The organism is Methylophaga sp. UBA3192 (assembly GCA_002363955.1).
Taxonomy (GTDB): Bacteria; Pseudomonadota; Gammaproteobacteria; order Nitrosococcales; family Methylophagaceae; genus Methylophaga.
This window is the reverse complement of record DEXE01000006.1, coordinates 178970-197535: the sequence shown is the minus strand read 5'-3', so window position 1 is coordinate 197535 and position 18566 is coordinate 178970. Positions and strand designations below refer to the sequence as shown.

At 46.5% G+C, this 18566-nt stretch carries 18 protein-coding genes; 9 read left to right on the top strand and 9 right to left on the bottom strand.

Going from position 1 to position 18566, the window contains the following annotated elements; translation table 11 throughout:
- Window positions 1–71: 71 nt before the first annotated feature.
- The 6 genes from B2337_RS08025 to B2337_RS08000 form a co-directional block, all read right to left on the bottom strand.
- Window positions 72–608, bottom strand: coding sequence for a glutathione peroxidase (locus tag B2337_RS08025; protein ID WP_292359882.1), 537 nt, complete (start codon window positions 606–608; stop codon window positions 72–74).
- A gap of 115 nt (window positions 609–723) precedes the next feature.
- Window positions 724–2376: an ABC transporter ATP-binding protein gene (locus B2337_RS08020; RefSeq protein ID WP_292359883.1), complete on the bottom strand. Its 1653-nt coding sequence runs from the start codon at window positions 2374–2376 to the stop codon at window positions 724–726.
- A complete protein-coding gene (locus B2337_RS08015) occupies window positions 2373–3569 on the bottom strand; it encodes an ABC transporter permease (RefSeq protein WP_292359885.1) in 1197 nt (398 codons plus the stop codon). The genes B2337_RS08020 and B2337_RS08015 overlap by 4 nt, the downstream gene beginning before the upstream one ends.
- Entirely contained in the window at window positions 3562–4944 is a 1383-nt protein-coding gene (locus B2337_RS08010; protein ID WP_292413171.1) for an ABC transporter permease, read from the bottom strand. The genes B2337_RS08015 and B2337_RS08010 overlap by 8 nt, the downstream gene beginning before the upstream one ends.
- Window positions 4945–4964: 20 nt before the next feature.
- On the bottom strand, window positions 4965–6845 hold the full coding sequence (locus B2337_RS08005) for a peptide-binding protein (RefSeq protein WP_292413169.1): 1881 nt from the start codon (window positions 6843–6845) through the stop codon (window positions 4965–4967).
- A 180-nt stretch (window positions 6846–7025) separates the two neighbouring features.
- Window positions 7026–7949 (bottom strand): patatin-like phospholipase family protein, encoded by a 924-nt coding sequence (locus tag B2337_RS08000; protein WP_292359889.1) that lies wholly within the window; start codon window positions 7947–7949, stop codon window positions 7026–7028.
- Between the two features lie 108 nt (window positions 7950–8057).
- On the opposite strand from B2337_RS08000, the gene B2337_RS07995 reads away from it, so the two are divergent.
- Window positions 8058–8273, top strand: coding sequence for a hypothetical protein (locus B2337_RS07995; protein WP_292413167.1), 216 nt, complete (start codon window positions 8058–8060; stop codon window positions 8271–8273).
- 1 nt (window position 8274) lies between these two features.
- On the opposite strand, the gene B2337_RS07990 is transcribed toward B2337_RS07995, so the two are convergent.
- Both B2337_RS07990 and ybaL read right to left on the bottom strand, forming a co-directional pair.
- Window positions 8275–9651 (bottom strand): ribonuclease J, encoded by a 1377-nt coding sequence (locus B2337_RS07990; RefSeq protein ID WP_292413166.1) that lies wholly within the window; start codon window positions 9649–9651, stop codon window positions 8275–8277.
- Window positions 9652–9684: 33 nt separating this feature from the next.
- Window positions 9685–11388: a YbaL family putative K(+) efflux transporter gene (gene ybaL, locus B2337_RS07985; RefSeq protein ID WP_292413165.1), complete on the bottom strand. Its 1704-nt coding sequence runs from the start codon at window positions 11386–11388 to the stop codon at window positions 9685–9687.
- 269 nt (window positions 11389–11657) lie between these two features.
- Between ybaL and B2337_RS07980 the strand changes: the two genes are divergently transcribed.
- The 3 genes from B2337_RS07980 to B2337_RS07970 are packed head-to-tail and all read left to right on the top strand — an operon-like array spanning window position 11658 to window position 14933.
- Entirely contained in the window at window positions 11658–11957 is a 300-nt protein-coding gene (locus B2337_RS07980) for an OadG family transporter subunit (protein WP_292359896.1), read from the top strand.
- A 43-nt stretch (window positions 11958–12000) separates the two neighbouring features.
- Complete coding sequence (gene oadA, locus B2337_RS07975) at window positions 12001–13788, top strand: sodium-extruding oxaloacetate decarboxylase subunit alpha (protein WP_292413164.1); 1788 nt, start codon at window positions 12001–12003, stop codon at window positions 13786–13788.
- 11 nt (window positions 13789–13799) lie between these two features.
- The gene (locus tag B2337_RS07970) at window positions 13800–14933 is read left to right on the top strand and encodes a sodium ion-translocating decarboxylase subunit beta (RefSeq protein ID WP_292359899.1); all 1134 of its coding nucleotides are present in this window, start codon (window positions 13800–13802) and stop codon (window positions 14931–14933) included.
- Window positions 14934–14962: 29 nt separating this feature from the next.
- Here the strand turns inward: B2337_RS07970 and B2337_RS07965 are convergent, their stop codons facing one another.
- Window positions 14963–15292: a hypothetical protein gene (locus B2337_RS07965; RefSeq protein WP_292413163.1), complete on the bottom strand. Its 330-nt coding sequence runs from the start codon at window positions 15290–15292 to the stop codon at window positions 14963–14965.
- Between the two features lie 109 nt (window positions 15293–15401).
- On the opposite strand from B2337_RS07965, the gene B2337_RS07960 reads away from it, so the two are divergent.
- Genes B2337_RS07960 through B2337_RS07940 form a run of 5 tightly spaced genes read left to right on the top strand, consistent with a single transcriptional unit; the run spans window position 15402 to window position 18566 of the window.
- On the top strand, window positions 15402–15623 hold the full coding sequence (locus B2337_RS07960) for an RNA-binding S4 domain-containing protein (RefSeq protein WP_349676068.1): 222 nt from the start codon (window positions 15402–15404) through the stop codon (window positions 15621–15623).
- A 60-nt stretch (window positions 15624–15683) separates the two neighbouring features.
- Window positions 15684–16007 (top strand): metalloregulator ArsR/SmtB family transcription factor, encoded by a 324-nt coding sequence (locus tag B2337_RS07955; protein WP_292359902.1) that lies wholly within the window; start codon window positions 15684–15686, stop codon window positions 16005–16007.
- Window positions 16008–16043: 36 nt separating this feature from the next.
- A complete protein-coding gene (locus B2337_RS07950; RefSeq protein ID WP_292359904.1) occupies window positions 16044–16529 on the top strand; it encodes an arsenate reductase ArsC in 486 nt (161 codons plus the stop codon).
- Window positions 16529–17551, top strand: a complete 1023-nt coding sequence (arsB, locus tag B2337_RS07945) for an ACR3 family arsenite efflux transporter (protein WP_292413160.1) — start codon at window positions 16529–16531, stop codon at window positions 17549–17551. Before B2337_RS07950 ends, arsB begins: the two co-directional genes overlap by 1 nt.
- Before the next feature lie 13 nt (window positions 17552–17564).
- Complete coding sequence (locus B2337_RS07940) at window positions 17565–18566, top strand: ArsJ-associated glyceraldehyde-3-phosphate dehydrogenase (RefSeq protein ID WP_292413159.1); 1002 nt, start codon at window positions 17565–17567, stop codon at window positions 18564–18566.

Sequence of the window (18566 nt, the reverse complement as noted above, 5' to 3'; positions counted from 1 at the left end):
AAAGGCTTATCAAAAATAATTTGATACTTTTAATAAGCCTTTATTGTTATTTAATCGCCAATATTTACGAATTATAGCAATGACTCAATGGCATCAGTCACTTGCTTATCACTTGGCTTAACTTTGCTGGGAAAAGCGGCAACGACTTTACCATCAGCATTAATCAGGTATTTACTGAAATTCCAACCAGGCTCTTCACTTTGCTGGTTAATTTCCTGAAATACCGGATTAGCATTCTGACCCGTCACAAAGCTCGGCGCGATCATGGTGAAGGTTACACCAAAATTTTCCCGGCAAACCCGCTCAGCTTCGGCCTCGTCTTTTGCTTCCTGATTAAAGTCATTACTGGCAAAGCCAACCACCATCAAACCGCTTTGCTGATACTTCTGATGCAATGCTTCAAGGCCTTCAAACTGACGAGTATAACCACAGTGGCTTGCCGTGTTCACCACCAGCAATGGTTTTCCATTGGCTACTTCACAGAGATTAATGGTTTCGTTTGAATGCAGTTTGGGAAGTTCATAGTCGAGAAATTCAGGGCAGGATTCTGCTGCCTGAACCGAAAATGAAAGCATTAAACTTGATATCAATAATAATATATAACGCATCTTAAAATCCTTTGGCTATCAGTAGGTCGAGCTCGGTCACCACTCAGATGTTATTTATGCAGACCTTAGGAACGACTAAAAGTTGATAAGCGGCTGAATTAATTGTCTCTCAGCGTTAAACGGCAGAGGCCATATAATTATCATCCAGCCTAGGCACGGCATCCAGCAGGTTCCGAGTATGTTCATTCTGTGGTGATTTCATGATGTCATGTGTATTACCGGATTCGACTAATTGCGCTTTATGCATCACCACCATGCGATCGGCCAGATAATCCACTACACCCATGTTGTGTGTGATAAACAACATGCCGATGCCCTCTTCATCTACCAGCTGCCGTAACAACCTTAAAATACCGGCTTGAACTGATACATCTAAAGCTGAGGTAATTTCATCACACAAAATAAACCGAGGTTCGAGTACCAGAGCTCTGGCAATCGCCAGTCGCTGTCGCTGTCCGCCAGAAAATTCATGTGGATAACGCCATAAACTATCGGTTGGCATTTCAACCCTGTCCAAAAACCGCGCTGCGATTTGAGTACGTTCGGCATCGCTACTGCCAATACCATGTACCCGCATCGGTTCAATCAAAGTAGTATGAATTGGCAGGCGTGGATTTAAACTGGAACCCGGATCCTGAAACACCACCTGCATTCGTCTTCGAAGGGGCCGCATCGCTTTGGCTGATAATTGGGTAATATCCTGTCCTTCCAGAAAAATACTGCCTGAAGTCACTTCCTGCAGTCTTAGTAAAGCCCGGCCCAAAGTGGTTTTACCGCAGCCTGATTCACCCACCAGAGCCACGACTTCACCGGCATTTACCTGCAAAGAAACGTTTTCAACGGCATGGAAATGATCGACTACCCGCCGCATCAAACCGCGACGTACTGGAAAATACACGGACACATCTTTGACTTCCAGCAACACTTTTTCTGATTTCACCATTCTGTCAGGTCTGGTCAGGCGTTCCGGTAATGCGGCTATCAGGCTCTGGGTATATTCATGTTGCGGGTTACGTAAAACATCTGCCGTCTTGCCACTTTCGACCAGTTTGCCTTTGCGCATCACCCCAACCACATCGGCAATTTGTGCCACCACGCCAAAATCATGGGTAATAAACAACATGCCCATTCCGTATTTGGTCTGTAAATCACGCATCAGCTTAAGAATCTCAGCCTGTACCGTGACATCAAGGGCAGTAGTCGGCTCATCCGCAATCAATAATGCCGGTTCACAAATCAGCGCCATCGCGATCATCACCCGCTGACGCTGGCCACCGGATAAACGATGGGGATACTCCCGAATACGACCTTCCGGGTCCGGAATCCTTACCTCTGTCAATGCTGCCAGAATCTTCTGTCTACGCGCTTCTTCATCAAGTTCCGGTCGATGGATCACCAATACTTCTTCCAGTTGCTGGCCAATTGTCTGCACGGGATTAAGTGAGGTCATTGGCTCCTGAAATATCATCGCAATACGACTGCCACGAACAGAGCGCAACGTTTCATCATCTGCATTGAGCAATGCTGTTTCAGGTAAGTGTCCCTGAGGGTCAGTTAACTGAATATGACCATCAGGATGCCGGTAATGACCATGCGGCAATAACCCCATGATCGATAACGCTGTTACTGATTTACCACTACCGGATTCACCGACCAGACAATAGGTTTGGCCGGGCTCAACAGCGAGACTGATATTATCCACCGCCCGTAACCAGTTATCGCCCTCACCCAGCTCTGTCACCAGATTTTTCACTTCCAGCAACTTCATGACTGCATACCCCGACTGGTATGGGGATCTACCGCATCACGCAGTGATTCACCCAACAAATTATAGGCAAATACGGTCATAAAGATTGCCCCACCCGGGAAAACGGCCAACCACCAGTTAAATGTCGAAGATTGAACGGCCTGATTCAACAATTGTCCCCAGGAAGGATCATCAACCAGCCCCAACCCCAGAAAGCTTAATGTCGCTTCAGCCAGAATCGCAGAGGCAACACCAAAACTGGTAGCGACCAGCAACGGCGCCAGACCGTTGGGCAGCATATGGCGGAATAAAATCGATCGTAATGGCAAACCACTGGCGATTGCCGCTTGAACAAAGTCCTGTTGACGCAGTTTGAGAAACTCCGCGCGTACATACCGTGCATAGCCTGACCAGGCGGTGATGCCGATAATGACCATCATCATGTAAATAGATCGTCCGAAAAAAGCAACAAATGACAACAGCAGGAACAAGGTCGGTATAGCTTCAAAGATTTCCACTAGGCGCATGCCAATGATATCGACAATGCCGGAAAAATAGCCCATCAAACCGCCAATTATTGTGCCGATAACCAACGCAATACCGGTAGCAATAAAACCAATCCCCAAGGCAATCCGTGATGCATGAATCATCCGCGATGCTACATCTGCACCATTTTCATCGGTACCCATCCAGTGTGTTCTTTCTCCAGCAGACAAAGGCGATTCAATGCCGGTATCCGCATAATCACGTAAATAATCTTTTGCCGAGTACGGAATCGGTACACGGATGATGTTTTCAACTTTACCAGCCGTTTCCAGTTCACGGTACTGTTCATAAACCACCAGAACAGGTGGTGACACAGTCGAATAGGCAATAAATGAAACCATCGCCATGCTCGCCAGCCATAACAAAATCTTTTTCCACAGCACAACTGAAAACGCAGAAATCACCAGCGTAATAAAAAATCCACTCAGCCAAATCCAGTCCAGTGCTTCCATATGCTTGAGTAATGGACTGGTCGCCTGCCCATCAACCACCAGGTAAAGTGGATGACTGTTTGCCAGAAACGGTGAAAACGTGGCGATAACAACTAACAAGCCTATCCAGGCCAGACCTATTTTGGCACTGGTTCTTTTCAATAATGATGAAGCAACCTGTTGAGTCCAGGATTTGGATGGCTGCTTGACTGGAACTTCGACGACTTGCTCAGTCATAACTGACCCTCGGATCAACAATTGCGTAGGCAATATCAGCCAACAAATAACCAACTAGCGTCAGCAGACCGGAAATCAGTGTCACCGATAACACCAGCTCCCGATCGCGGGTCTGGACAGCTTCAACCGCCAGCTTGCCCATTCCATCGATACTGAAAATGCTTTCAACGATGACCGAACCCGCCAATAAACTGGGTAGTAATGTTGCTGAAACAGTGATCAACGGTAAAAGCGAATTCCGAAATACATGCCGCCACAATACGGTTTCTTCATCCACACCTTTGGCTCGAGCGGTACGCGCATAATCTGCGGCCAGATTTTCCAGTAGCGATGAGCGTGTCAATTTGGCCAGAAATGCCAGACCTCCATATGACAGGGCAATTACCGGTAACACCAGATGCCATAGACGATCCAGCAAATAGCCCCCCTGTACCACCTGCACACCAAACAATCCGGCTAAAGCCAAACCAAACCCCACCGCAAATCCACCGGTAATGACAATTCGCAGTGCGATATTACCCAATCCTGCGAAGAGTCTGACCAGCATAGCCATTGAAGGAATAAGCAACACATGCAATAAGCCAAACAGATCACCATTGAGATTAAATGCCATGGCATAACCCAATAAACCACCGACAATAAGACCGGCGAATTGTCTGATTTTCAATGAAAAGGTCACCACGGCGCTGATAAGCAGAACGGTGAGCAATGCCACACAGGCAAACGTAATGAACACATCACCCATACTGGTCATTAACGGCAGGAAAGTCTGGTCAGCAGTCTCTCTTCGCATCAGACCACCGGTAGGAAACCATCGCCAGTATTGTTCCGACGCAAAAAAACCAATAAACAGAACACCGGCCAGCATGCTAGGGACTGACCACAGTCCAAGCAGCAGAATATTCGATGTCACATCAAATCGGCCGCCACGTTGGCGTGCGGCCTGCACACCAATTCCAATGGCCAGGGCGTATATGAGCGGGATAGAAATCAGATTGAGTAACAAGGTGATTGGCAGCCGTTCAGCAATCATATCAGTAACCGGTCTGCCATAACGGAAACTGGTACCCAGATCAGTGCCTTTCCACAATGAAAATTCGCCAAAGGTGCCGTCCGGCAGGCGTTTAAATCCAATTGGTGAAATATTATTCAGCCAGCGAACATATTGCACCGGAGCCGGTTTATCCAATCCGTAAAGTTTATTGTAATAGTCTTCCAGCGCCTGGCGGCTTTGCGGCTCCAGCTCCATGCCGTCCACCAGCGATTGGGCACTGATCCCTCCCGGTGCAGCAGCCATCACGGTAAACACAACAATAGTGATACCGAGCAAGGTCGGGATCATCAACAAGATGCGTCTCAGCAAATAATTCAGCATGATGGTCTTGGCCTGCTTAACTAACGTCTATGCTGCAGTTCAGCCGGCACATATATCTCTACCGGAACACTCATCAGATTCAGACCCAGACCGGTTTTTTGCAGGTTATGGATACGTCGATCAATAAATGCCATGGTATTACGGCGGAACAGGAAGGTATAGGGTTGCTCATCCACCAGAATTTTCTCTGCCTGATGCCAGAGTTTCATTCTTTCTTCTTCTTTTACTTCTGCACGGGCAGCATCAATGATGGCATCAAGCTCAGGGTTGCGATAATTGATAAAGTTATCACCACCTTCGACTGTCTGGCTGGAATGAAACATCTGGTAAATATCGATTTCAATGCCCGAGGTCCAGGCCAAAGTAATGGCATCAAAGTTTTTTTGTTGAATGTTTTCCACCATCACCGACCACTCAGTTGGATTCGGTTTCATGATAATGCCGGAGCGCGCATATAAATCGCGTAGAAACAGCACCATCCGCCGGGTATCGTCACTGTCCTGAAAATAGGTCAGCGAAAATTCAAATTTCTCACCATCTGGTGTTTCCAGAATGCCGTCATTATTACTGTCCTGAAAACCAGCTTCCAGCAATAACTCTCTGGCTCTATCGATGTTATGACCGATCGCCTGATTGGCTTCATCGTGCTGGGCTGAACCCGGCATAAACGGACTGGCAGCAGGCTGACCATAACCGAGGAAAATCTCTTCCAGCACTCTATCTACATCAGTCAGCATGGACATTGCCATACGCACCCGTTTGTCGGCAAAAATGGTCTTTTCACCGCCACGTTCCTGATTCCAGGCAATAAAGCTGTAACCGGCTGTTGGACTCATATATTCAAAATTCTGACTACGCTCTGTAATGCCCTCGTCATCGAGCAAATTCTGATACTCACGTGGACGGGCGCTATAAACATCAATATCACCGTTACGGAAAGTAGTCAGTCGTGCGCTGTCGTTTTCGATAATGCGCCAGACTATTCGATCAAATGACGCACTGACCGGTCCCCAGTAGCGAGGATTACGCACCAGCTCAACGACACCTTTATCCGGAGACCAGCCTTCAGGGTTACTTAAACGGAACGGACCTGAACCAAGTAATAAACCACGGCTTTCATTAAAGGTTTGAGGATCATCGAGAAATCGACCATAAAAATGTTCAGGCAAAACATCAATACTGCCCGCTAGTTGGAGACTATTGAAATACGGTTCTTTGAATACAAATTCCACATGATAATCATCCAGCGCAGTAACACGCTCCATTCTGGATAAGTAGGCACGACTGCGAGGAGCGGCAATCGCCTCGTTCATGATGAAGTTAAAGGTAAACTCGACATCCCTGGCAGTTAATGGCTCTCCATCGGAAAACGTAATATCCCGGCGTAATGCAAAAGTAATCGTCAGACCGTCTGAAGACGTAGACCAGTCTTCAGCCAATAAACCATTCCATTCCAATGTGTCCGGGTTTCTGACCAGTAATGATTCCAGGACATATTGTTGCACTTCTGAAGAATAGGCATCCGCGGAGACTAATGGGGTCAGTGTGCGGATGTTACTGGCGAAGGCCATCATCAGCCAGTCACCTTGTGCATAATCTTCTTTTTCAGCGGCCAGACGCGCTCGTTCAAATGCATCTGTGCCTCTGATATCTTTGGGGCTGACCGGCTGGCTGTTCGGGTTACGGCTAAACTCCGCCGTACGCAGCGTTTGCTCCAGATTACGCAAAAGCCCCCGGGTTGCACGAATGTCTTTAGCCTGCTCCTCCATGATCCGCGTCATTTCATTCATCCTGGTCCATTGTCTGTCTATCTGAACCATCAATAGCAGAAACATCACTACAAACAGACTTAATGCCAGCCAAAACCAGAGCTTACTGATCCCCTCAATTCCATTTTTCATGCTTTATTTGCCTATATCTCTGTAGATTTGCGTTATTTTTGTTGATTGTTTTGCCCAGACTGACAGTTTGTGCGACCGCTGTCAGCAGGTTTCTACTAAAAATCCAGCTTCACGACATGACAGTTTCAAATTTAAATTGGTTCTTAACACTTGCTAAATTTTTCACAGCAGACGAATCAGCTAATCACGTTGCCCCAGACAGAACTGAATTTCCGCCAGGTTTTTGTCGACACTTTTTGCCCCAGCCTCTATGGCTTCGGCTGCCCGGTAAAACTCCAGCAACCCGATATGTGATAAGCGCGGCTGTAATAACACATCCGGCGGGTCACCTGCCATGCGACTGCGGGTGATCCTGTCCTGAGTTATATTCACTGATGCAGCAATCGCGGCAAACATATCCGGCACATCTTCTTTGGGAGGTTTATCCTCAGCAAAAAGATTTCCAGTGTAATTGGTTATAAATTCACTGATACGGTTACCAAGCAAACTGGCGCTCTGATCATTCTTTGTAACGGGAGGATTTTGATGCAGATGTTTCCCTAAAATATCGCCATTCAGATTCACTGCAATCACGATATCGGCTCCCAGGGCACGGCATACAGATACAGGGACAGGGTTCACTAGTCCACCATCGATCAACCAGCGACCATGATGTTTAATCGCCGGAAACAAACCAGGCAACGAAATTGACGACCAGACAGCTTCCAGTAATTTGCCCTCGGTGTTCCACACTTCCTGTCCCGAATGAAGATGCGTTGCAACACTGGCATAACGTTCTGGCAATGACTCAATTAATACTGTTTCGTCAGCAACATATAGCGTTAGAAATTCATGCAATTTGTCTTTATTGACGACGCCGTTAAACGGAAATCCGATATTGAAAAAACGTGCCGTTTCGAGCTTGGTCAGTTTAAGCAATCGCTGTTGCAGATCAGGTAATTTGTTACTGAGATAAGCTGCTCCAACCAACGCGCCGATAGAAGTTCCCACCACTACATCGGGTTTAATCCCAGCATTCTTCAGAGCATTAATCACGCCAATATGTGCCCAACCTCGCGCCGCACCGCTCCCTAAGGCCAGGCCTATTTTCAGCGAATCTTTCATTTATTTTCCATGTCTCAAAGGTTGAAGTCAGCGTTAACTTGATGAAAAAATTAAAGATATATTAAATCAGACCGCTATGATTTAAGCGTTAACAAAAGTTAGGTCAATATGATGGATATTTCACGAATTTATCATAACAATTTTTTAATAACCTATAGCACACATCCGGTAAACCCTGGGCAACCTGCTGCGGATAAAACCCAGCCTAGCATTCAGGAAGACCGGCGGCAGCGTCGTGAACGGCGCAAACGCAAGCAGAAAACCCTGATTGAAAGACGGGTTTCATCAGAGCGGCGCGGCCCCTCATTTGATGCTGAGGCGTAAATTACAGTTTTTTTAACGTCTTACGATCAAACAGGCCCCATCTTCCTGTTTTAACTGCGCCACGCCTGATGCCATTCACTGGCGAGATATAAAACAGATCACCATTCTGACCCAGTAATTGCCGCCTCACCCCGCTGGCTTTGGCGATTTTGGCATTGGCTTTCATATGCATTAATTCGCCATGTACCGGAATCGCACATTGTGGCTGAACCCACTGATACATGGTTTTCAATTCTTCACTGGCAGGGTGTCCCGAAGCGTGAATGGGCAACGCACTGTTGTCCATATCAATCACATCCACCTGCATGGCCTTGAGCCGTTCAATCAATGCAGCAATAGCCAACTCATTACCGGGAATCACTTTCGAGCTAAAAATAACGGTATCACCAGGTGACAATTGCAAATCCCGAAAGCTGTTCAGACTTAATCGATTGAGCGCTGTTCGAGGTTCACCCTGACTACCGGTCGCAACCAATAAAACCGTATGCGCAGGCAAGTACCCCAAATGAGCCGAATCTACTGATGTTTTTACACTGGTCCAGAGACCAACATTTTTGGCTGCTGAGACGGTATTGATTAAGGAGCGCCCTAATAAACCAAGATGCCGACCGGTTTCTTCAGCGATACCGGCCAGGGTATGTAATCTGGCGATATTACTGCCAAAACAGGCAACAACGACCCGGCCTTTCGCTTGTTCTACATGGAATTTCAGCCCTTTATAGAGATTGGCTTCGGATTCAGACCACCCCTGAACATTCGCATTGGTCGAATCACAGACCATTGCATCCACCTGATATTCCGCCAGTTTCTGAAATGCAGCTGCATCATAAGCCTGACCAACAACCGGGGCATTATCGAGCTTCCAATCCGCAGTATGAAAAACCTTCCCAACCGCGGTGCTGATTAATAATGCATATGGCTCCGGAATCGAATGCGTCAATCGCAACCATTCCACTTGAAACACACCAATCTGCCGTTTGGCGTCCGCTTCGACGATAATGACCGGCACTTTATCTGCGATACCCTGTTCGACCAGTTTGCGTCGCAGCATTTCAGCCGTAAAAGCAGTGGTATAGACCGGACAGCGGAAATATTCCCAGAGATAAGGCACTGCGCCAATATGATCTTCATGGGCGTGAGTAATAATCAGTCCATCCAGTTGTTGACGGCGATCAATCAGAAATTGTGGATCTGCCATCTGAATCGGCGGGTTTTGACTGTTAAGAGGCTCCCCAAACTCATCCACTTCTGCCTGAAAAGTAACGCCACAATCTACAATCAACCAGCGCCCGTTATGTCCATATACGTTCAGGTTCATACCAATTTCGCCACAGCCTCCCAGCGGCAGGAACCAAAAATCATCTTTTCCAGGTGTCATCCAGACCTCTTAATTCAGACTCCCCAACAGAAGTCAGTGTTCATTATTATTCGGGGCAAAACGTGTCGTGATGTGACTGGTAATACTTTTTGCCAATTCGTCTTCACTGAAGAAAACTGTACCAATACCATCTTTGGTCAACAATTGCGCTTCTGCTGCATTATACGTCCGCAACACTATTTCAATTCCTGGATTCAGCTTTCTTGCGGTATCGGCCATTTGTCTGATATCGACCGGATCCGGTGTTGCGATCACCAGCATGGCGGCATTGGCAATATGCGCCTGAATTAACACAGCCGGTTCTGCTGCATTACCGGCAACAGCAGCTATCCCCTGTTTGCGCAAGGCTTCTACCTGCTCACGATTCTGTTCCGCAACGACATAAGGAATATCTCGTGCATTGAGTGCTTCTGCCACGCGGCTGCCTACTCGCCCAAACCCGACTAACACGACCTGGCCTTTAAGAAATTTACTCTCAGTCGACATCGGCAGTTCAGCAAATGGATCTTGTCGCCGTTCAAGTCTGCGAGCCAGAAATGAACGCATCAATATCCACTTCCTCAACGGTTTTACAGCCGAGAATAATAAAGGATTGACGGCTATTGAAATAATGGCTCCTGCCAATACCAGATTCATACCTTCATGAGGCAGCAGTCCCAGCGTCACCCCAAGCCCTGCCAGAATAAACGAAAACTCGCCGATTTGCGCCAGGCTGGCGGCGACGGTTAACGCTGTATTAAGCGGATAGCGAAATACCAGAGTCAGTGCCATGGCTGCCATGGATTTACCGACAATAATGATGCCCACGACGGCCAGCACATGCAGTGGTTCTTCTATTAAAATAGCCGGATCAAACAACATGCCTACGGCTACAAAAAACAGCACCGAAAATGCATCGCGTAATGGCAGTGATTCCTGGGCAGCCCGATGACTGAATTCAGACTCACGCATCATCATACCGGCAAAAAAAGCCCCCAGAGCAAACGACACGCTGAACAGCAACGCGGCCCCATAAGCAATACTGATGGCTGCGGTAATGGTTGCCAGAGTAAACAACTCACGCGAACCGGTGCCAGCCACCTGCCAGAGAATCCAGGGAAACAGTCGGCGGCCAACGATTAACATCACCGCAATAAAGGCTGTTACCTGCAATAAAATCTTACTGATCGTTTGCCAGAGTGGCGCATCAGACAGGGCAGCATCACTAGAGCCCAAAATACCTGCTAAAGCAGGTAATAACACCAGCATCAATACCGTTGCCAAATCCTCAACAATCAACCAGCCTACGGCAATACGTCCATTCATCGTGTCCAGCACGCCTTGGGCTTCAAGGCCTTTTAATAACACCACCGTGCTGGCACACGACAAGGACAAGCCCAACACCAGCCCCTCACCAAACGTCCACCCCCAGCTCATTGCCAGCATAGTGCCTAACAGCGTTGCAATGGACATCTGCACTATGGCGCCGGGCACTGCAATCCGTTTAACCGCCATTAAATCTTTAAGCGAAAAATGCAACCCGACACCAAACATCAGCAGCATCACACCTATCTCGGATAATTGAATGGCAATATCAACATCGGCATGAAATCCCGGGGTACTGGGGCCAATAATGATGCCGGCAAGCAGATAGCCAACCAATGCAGGCACATTGATTTTTTCTGCAATAAAGCCCAGTACAAGCGCCAGGCCAAAGCCTGCAGCTATCGTGCTGATAAGCGGGACATGATGCTCCATAAAACTCCGTAAATTTCCCTTAGATACGTGTGTTAATTTTCTATCGTTTTATTATTGTTTACCGAACAATCCTTTTTCTGAGTTTTACCGACCAAGTTATTAAAACACAAGCTATTTTGAATATTCCTTTACCCTGCTACGCTACATAAGAAGTCGCTTTTTGCGTAAAGGAAATATGTGACTTAAATCAACAATGCTATACTAGGCGGCTGTTTACAGTTGAAAACGCTACAAGCTTTTAACGACCCAAATCAATCAGAGGCAAACAGATGGATGACACCACCCTTATGTCAGAAGGATTAACGCTCATGCTGACCGGCATGGGTTTTGTATTTGTGTTCTTGACAGTGTTAGTACTCGTTACAACATTGATGTCGTGGGTTATAACCCGCTACGAGAAAAGCGTAGGCGCCCTTCCAGCAGAAGGAATTCCCGCCCCCACTGCCGTTCTCGGTCAAAATAAATCCACTCATAATCAAAATCAGTCCCAGCCTTCCCAACAAGATCACACATTGCTGACAGTCTTATCCAGCGCAGTCCATAAATATCGAAATAAAAAAAATAAGTGACGCCAAGTCATCATAAAAATCAGTTTAATCACAAGGCCATAACATGACCGAAGCAAAAAAAACTCTTGGCATCACAGATGTCGTTTTACGTGATGCTCATCAATCCTTATTCGCAACTCGCCTTCGTTTGGATGACATGTTGCCAATTGCTGACAAACTTGATCAGGTCGGCTACTGGTCTGTCGAAACCTGGGGCGGTGCGACATTTGACGCCTGCATACGTTACCTCGGTGAAGACCCCTGGCATCGCATTCGCAGTCTGAAAGCCGCCATGCCCAATACACCCCAGCAAATGCTGTTACGTGGTCAGAATTTACTCGGCTATCGTCATTATGCTGATGATGTTGTCCGTAAATTTGTTGAAAGAGCCGCTATCAATGGCGTAGATGTATTCCGTGTATTTGACGCGATGAATGACCCGCGCAATCTGGAAGTTGCCATTAAAGCCGTTCTGGAAAACGAAAAACATGCACAAGGCACCATGGCGTACACCATCAGCCCGGTACATGACTTACAAATGTGGCTGGATATGGCGAAACGTATCGAAGATATGGGCGCACATTCCTTATGCATTAAGGATATGGCTGGTTTGCTTAAGCCTTACAAAGCTTACGAGCTTGTTAAAAGTCTTAAGCAAACCATTGATATTCCTATACATATGCAATCTCATGCCACGACAGGTTTGTCGACTGCAACGATTATGAAATGTGTTGAAGCAGGCATTGATAATGTCGACACAGCTATCTCTTCGATGTCGATGACTTACGGCCATTCAGCAACTGAATCGGTAGTTTCCATCTTTGAAGGTACGGATAGTGATACCGGGTTGAATATCGAGTTGCTGGAAGAAATCGCTGCGTACTTCCGGGATATCCGTAAAAAATATGCCAAGTTTGAAGGCAGTTTACGAGGTGTTGATTCCCGTATTTTGGTGGCACAGGTTCCCGGCGGCATGCTAACCAATATGGAAAGCCAGTTACGTGAACAAAACGCACTGGACCGTATGGATGAAGTGTTACATGAAATCCCGCGTGTTCGCGAAGATCTCGGTTTTATTCCACTGGTTACGCCTACTTCACAAATTGTCGGTACACAAGCCGTTATTAACGTATTAACCGGTGAGCGTTATAAATCCATCACTGAAGAGACACAAGGGGTATTGCGCGGTGAGTACGGTTCAGCTCCTGCACCATTTAATGCAGAACTGCAAAAACGTGTGCTAAATGGTGAACAAGCGATTACCTGTCGACCAGCCGATTTGCTGGAAGATGAAATGGATAAACTGACCGCTGAGCTAATTTCTCTTGCAGATCAGGATGATTTCAAACTGGAGGAAGGTGAAAGACAGATTGACGATGTATTGACTTTTGCGCTTTTCAATCAAACGGCGGTTAAATTTCTTAAAAACCGTGGTAATCCCGATGCATTTGAACCATTACCAACCGCAGAATCTACTCATGCACCGTCAGCCCCGGCAAAAGCAGCTGATGCGCCAGAGACCTACACCATCACCGTCAATGGCCAGCAATATGTTGTTGAGGTCAATGAAGGCGGTGATATCAGCCAGATAGACAGTTCACAAGCCCCTCAACCGACTAGCCAGCCGAGCTCTGGTGAAGGTATTGCTGTTAAAGCGCCATTATCCGGGAATATCTGGAAAATCATGGTTTCAGCAGGACAAACGGTTAAGGAAGGTGATGTTTTACTCATCCTTGAAGCGATGAAAATGGAAACGCAGATCGTAGCTGAGCATCCAGGTACGGTGACTTCTATCAATGTTAAACCCGGTGATACCGTCAAAGTTGGCGACTCACTGGTTTCAATCGCTTAAGGGCTAGTCAAATGGATAAGTTATTGCATCTATGGGAAGCCACGGGTTTCCAACAAATGCAGCTCGGTCAGGCTGTGATGATCCTGATCGGTATGTTGTTGTTATATCTGGCAATCAAGAAAAACTTTGAACCTCTGTTACTTGTACCCATCGGATTTGGTGGTGTACTGGCAAATATCCCCGGAGCGGGCCTGGCTGATCCTGGTGGTATTCTGTATCTGTTTTATACCATTGGCATTGAGAGCGGCGCATTCCCACTGATTATTTTTATGGGGGTTGGCGCAATGACCGATTTTGGTCCTTTACTCGCCAATCCAAAAACACTGTTTTTAGGTGCAGCTGCTCAGTTCGGTATTTTTGCAACCTTAATGGGCGCCGTCATACTCTCGACGTTTGGCATCTTTGACTTCAGTCTGGCTGATGCTGCAGCAATTGGTATTATCGGTGGTGCTGATGGTCCGACGTCAATATATGTTGCCAGTAAACTGGCTCCAGATTTATTAGGTGCCATCGCCGTTGCATCCTATTCATACATGGCTCTGGTGCCATTAATTCAGCCCCCGATTATGCGGGCGCTGACCAGCGAGAAAGATCGTAAAATTCGCATGCATCAGCAACGGCATGTGTCACAACGTGAAAAAATTGTCTTTCCGTTAGTTTTGTTGATTCTGGTCGCATTGTTTCTACCGGATGCTGCACCACTGTTAGGGATGTTCTGTTTTGGTAATCTGATGAAAGAATGTGCGGTTGTAGATCGTTTAAGTAACACAACCCAGAATTCACTTATCAATACTGTCACTATTTTCCTTGGCCTGGCTGTCGGCTCAAAATTAAGTGCTGAAAGCTTTTTGAATCACATGACTTTGGGCATTCTGTTACTGGGTATGGTGGCCTTCTCAATCGGCACTGCATCAGGTGTCATTATGGCGAAAATACTCAACAAACTCACCAAAGAACCTATTAATCCTTTGATTGGCTCTGCAGGTGTTTCAGCTGTGCCGATGGCAGCAAGGGTTTCCAATAAGCTGGGACTGGAAGCGGATAAACATAACTTCCTGTTAATGCATGCTATGGGGCCAAATGTAGCAGGTGTTATCGGTTCTGCAGTGGCAGCAGGTATTCTGATTAATTACGTCGCCAGCTGATTAGGCTCTGCTCCCTGAAACCTGATGTTTCAGGGAGCAATTTGCTGACCTTTAACAACTCTGACGCCCGCAACCTGCTGACCAAAACCTCTTACTTCACAGGCATAACCGGCAAAAGAAGCTTGTGATTCAACCAGACCTAACCATTTATCACCTTGGGTATAATCACCACTCATCCGGCTAAAGCTGAGTCCGGCTTCTTTCAGGTTTGAGACGATATCGTTATAGGACATGCCGGGTTTGATTTGCTGGCAAGCGCTTTTTATCCTGTCAGTTTCCCAGACATAATAGAGCGGGTATAACATCACCACTACAATTGAGATCTGTAGCAACTTTACCAGGGTCTGTTGATATTTCATGGCCATGTTTCCTTTCATTGAGCCATTTTAAGTTCGTTGATTTTAGAGCTATTCACGTTACTAAAACGTGACCCATCGAATGTTTTTCACTAAATAAAAGGTTCTCCTGATGACCGACGAAATCACCACCGTACATATCACCAAAAGTCCGGTTGAACTGTTCAAAATCCTTAAGTTTGAAGGTATCGCCAATAGTGGTGCCGAAGCGAAAAATATTATCGCTGAGGGTCACGTTAAAGTGAACGGTGAAGTTGAAACACGTAAACGCAGACAGATGGTTGCAGGCGATATTTTTCAAATCGGTGAAGATAGCTGGCAATTAATCGATTGACATAATTAAACTTTCATATATGATTTATCGAATATACTATTTACCAAATATTAAACTGTTATGGATTTACTGAACTTTCATAAATGCCTGGCCGATGAAACCCGTCTGCGTGTTGTATTACTGATCGCGGATCAGGATGAACTGTGTGTATGTGAACTGATTTCAGCGCTGCAGATTAGTCAACCTAAAATCTCCCGGCATCTGGCTCTATTGAGACAGCATGGAGTGTTACAGGACAGGCGTCAGGGACAATGGGTCTATTATCGACTTAATCCGAATCTTCCTGCCTGGGCGATAGAGTCCATCAACGCCGCTCACCATAGTAAACCAAATTTTCTCGTTGCCGACTTAGCCAAGTTGCAACGTCTGGATAATTGCTGCTAAAAATTTTCATTAAATATATATGGATATTCATATATCATGACCCATGCACCGCTCAAACTTTTATTTATCTGCACGCATAATGCCTGTCGCAGTATCCTGGCAGAAGCCATTTGCCGTCAGCAAGCCGGCGACACATTTATCGTGACCAGTGCCGGCAGCCACCCTGCCGGTAAGATTTTTCCTGAGACACTGACTAAATTAACCGAATACGGGTACAACACCGACGGTTTGTATAGTAAATCCTGGGATGATTTAAGTGAGTATCAGCCTGATATAGTTATCACCGTCTGCGATCAGGCGGCGGGTGAAAGTTGTCCAGTCTGGTTTGGTAAAGCGGTTAAAGGACACTGGGGACTCACTGATGCATCAAAGATAGTGGATCCTGCTCAGCGTCAGCAAAGCTTTGAAGGATTGATCAAGCTGCTGGAAACCCGTATTGACGCACTCCTGCAATTACATCCGGCTGAACTATCGGCAGCCAACCTCAGTATCGAACTCAAACGTATAGGAGCCATGCACTAATGGGCATATTTGAACGTTATTTATCTGTTTGGGTGGGACTGAGCATTCTGGCTGGCATGTTTTTCGGCAACCTGTTTCCTGACATATTCAATTTGATTGCCAGTCTGGAATTTGCGCATGTGAATCTGCTAATTGCTGTATTTATCTGGTTAATGATTTACCCGATGATGGTGCAGGTGGATTTTACGGCGATAAAAGATATCGGCAAGCGCCCCCAGGGAATATGGCTTACTTTGATTATCAACTGGTTCATCAAACCGTTCACCATGGCCGCATTAGGCTGGCTGTTTTTTAAAGTGTTTTTTGCCGGCTGGGTCGATCCGCAATCGGCCGATGAATATATCGCTGGCATGATTTTACTCGGCGTTGCGCCGTGTACTGCAATGGTATTTATCTGGAGTCAACTGGTCAAAGGGGATGCCAATTACACCCTGGTTCAGGTCTCGCTCAATGACATCATCATGATTTTCGCTTTTGCACCAATTGCCGCATTTTTACTCGGCATAACCGATTTAACCGTACCGTGGGAAACCTTGCTGATTTCGGTGGTTTTATATGTGTTATTACCCCTGATAGCAGGCTTTTTCACACGCCAACATATCCTGAAAAAGCATGGTTTACCAGCCCTCACCAGTTTTTTAAGCCATATCAAACCCTGGTCAATTATGGGGTTATTGGCCACAGTGGTTTTGCTATTCGGTTTTCAGGCTGAAACCATTATGCAACAACCTTTTGTTATTGTGCTGATTGCTATTCCCCTGCTGCTTCAAACTTATGGGATTTTTGCTCTGGGCTATCTCGCCGCCATCAAAATGCGTCTGCAACACGATGTTGCTGCTCCTGCCTGTTTAATCGGTACCTCAAACTTTTTCGAAATGGCCGTCGCTGTTGCCATTTCATTATTCGGACTGCATTCAGGTGCCGCGCTGGCAACCGTAGTGGGTGTTCTGGTTGAAGTACCTGTGATGCTGACATTAGTTTATTTTGCCAATCGTACAAGGCATTGGTTCCCAACAAATTGATTAAGGATTCAACATGACAATCAAAGTAGGTATTAACGGTTTTGGCCGCATTGGACGTTTGTGTTTACGGGCGGCCTGGGACTGGCCAGACATTGAGTTTATACAGTTAAATGATCCGGCTGGTGATGCCGAAACCCACGCGCATTTATTAAATTTTGATTCGGTACATGGTCGATGGCAGCATCAGGCCATCGCCAGTGGCAATACGATTACTATTAGTGATAAAACTCTGAAAGTGACAGCCAATAAAGCTATTAATGACACAGACTGGTCTGGTTGTGATGTGGTGATAGAAGCTTCCGGCAAAATGCGTGATAGCGCTTTATTACACACCTATCTAGATCAGGGTGTTAAACGAGTGGTGGTGACAGCGCCGGTAAAACAACCCGGCATTTTGAATATTGTAATGGGGGTAAATGATGACTTATATGATGCGGGTAAACATCCTATTGTCACCGCTGCTTCCTGCACCACCAACTGCCTGGCTCCCGTGGTTAAAGTGATTCATGAAGCGCTGGGCATCAAACACGGCATGATTACCACGATTCATGATTTGACCAACACTCAATCAATTCTGGATACACCGCATAAGGACCTTCGCCGTGCCCGTATGTCAGGCACTAATCTGATACCGACAACGACTGGCAGTGCCACCGCTATCACCGAAATTTTTCCAGAGCTGAGAGGCCGCTTGAATGGACATGCGGTACGCGTACCTTTAGCGAATGCTTCATTAACCGATTGTGTGTTTGAAGTTGATCGAGCTACCAGCGTTGAGGAAGTTAACAAGTTATTGAAAGCCGCAGCAGAAAATGAACTAAATGGTATTTTAGGCTATGAAGAAAAACCCCTGGTCTCCAGTGATTATCGGGGGGATCCGCGTTCCAGCATTATTGATGCGCTGTCGACCATGGTGACCAATGAAACCCAAGTGAAAATCTATGCCTGGTACGACAATGAATGGGGTTACAGCATGAGGACCATGGAACTGGTTCGTAAAGTTGGTCTAAGCTGA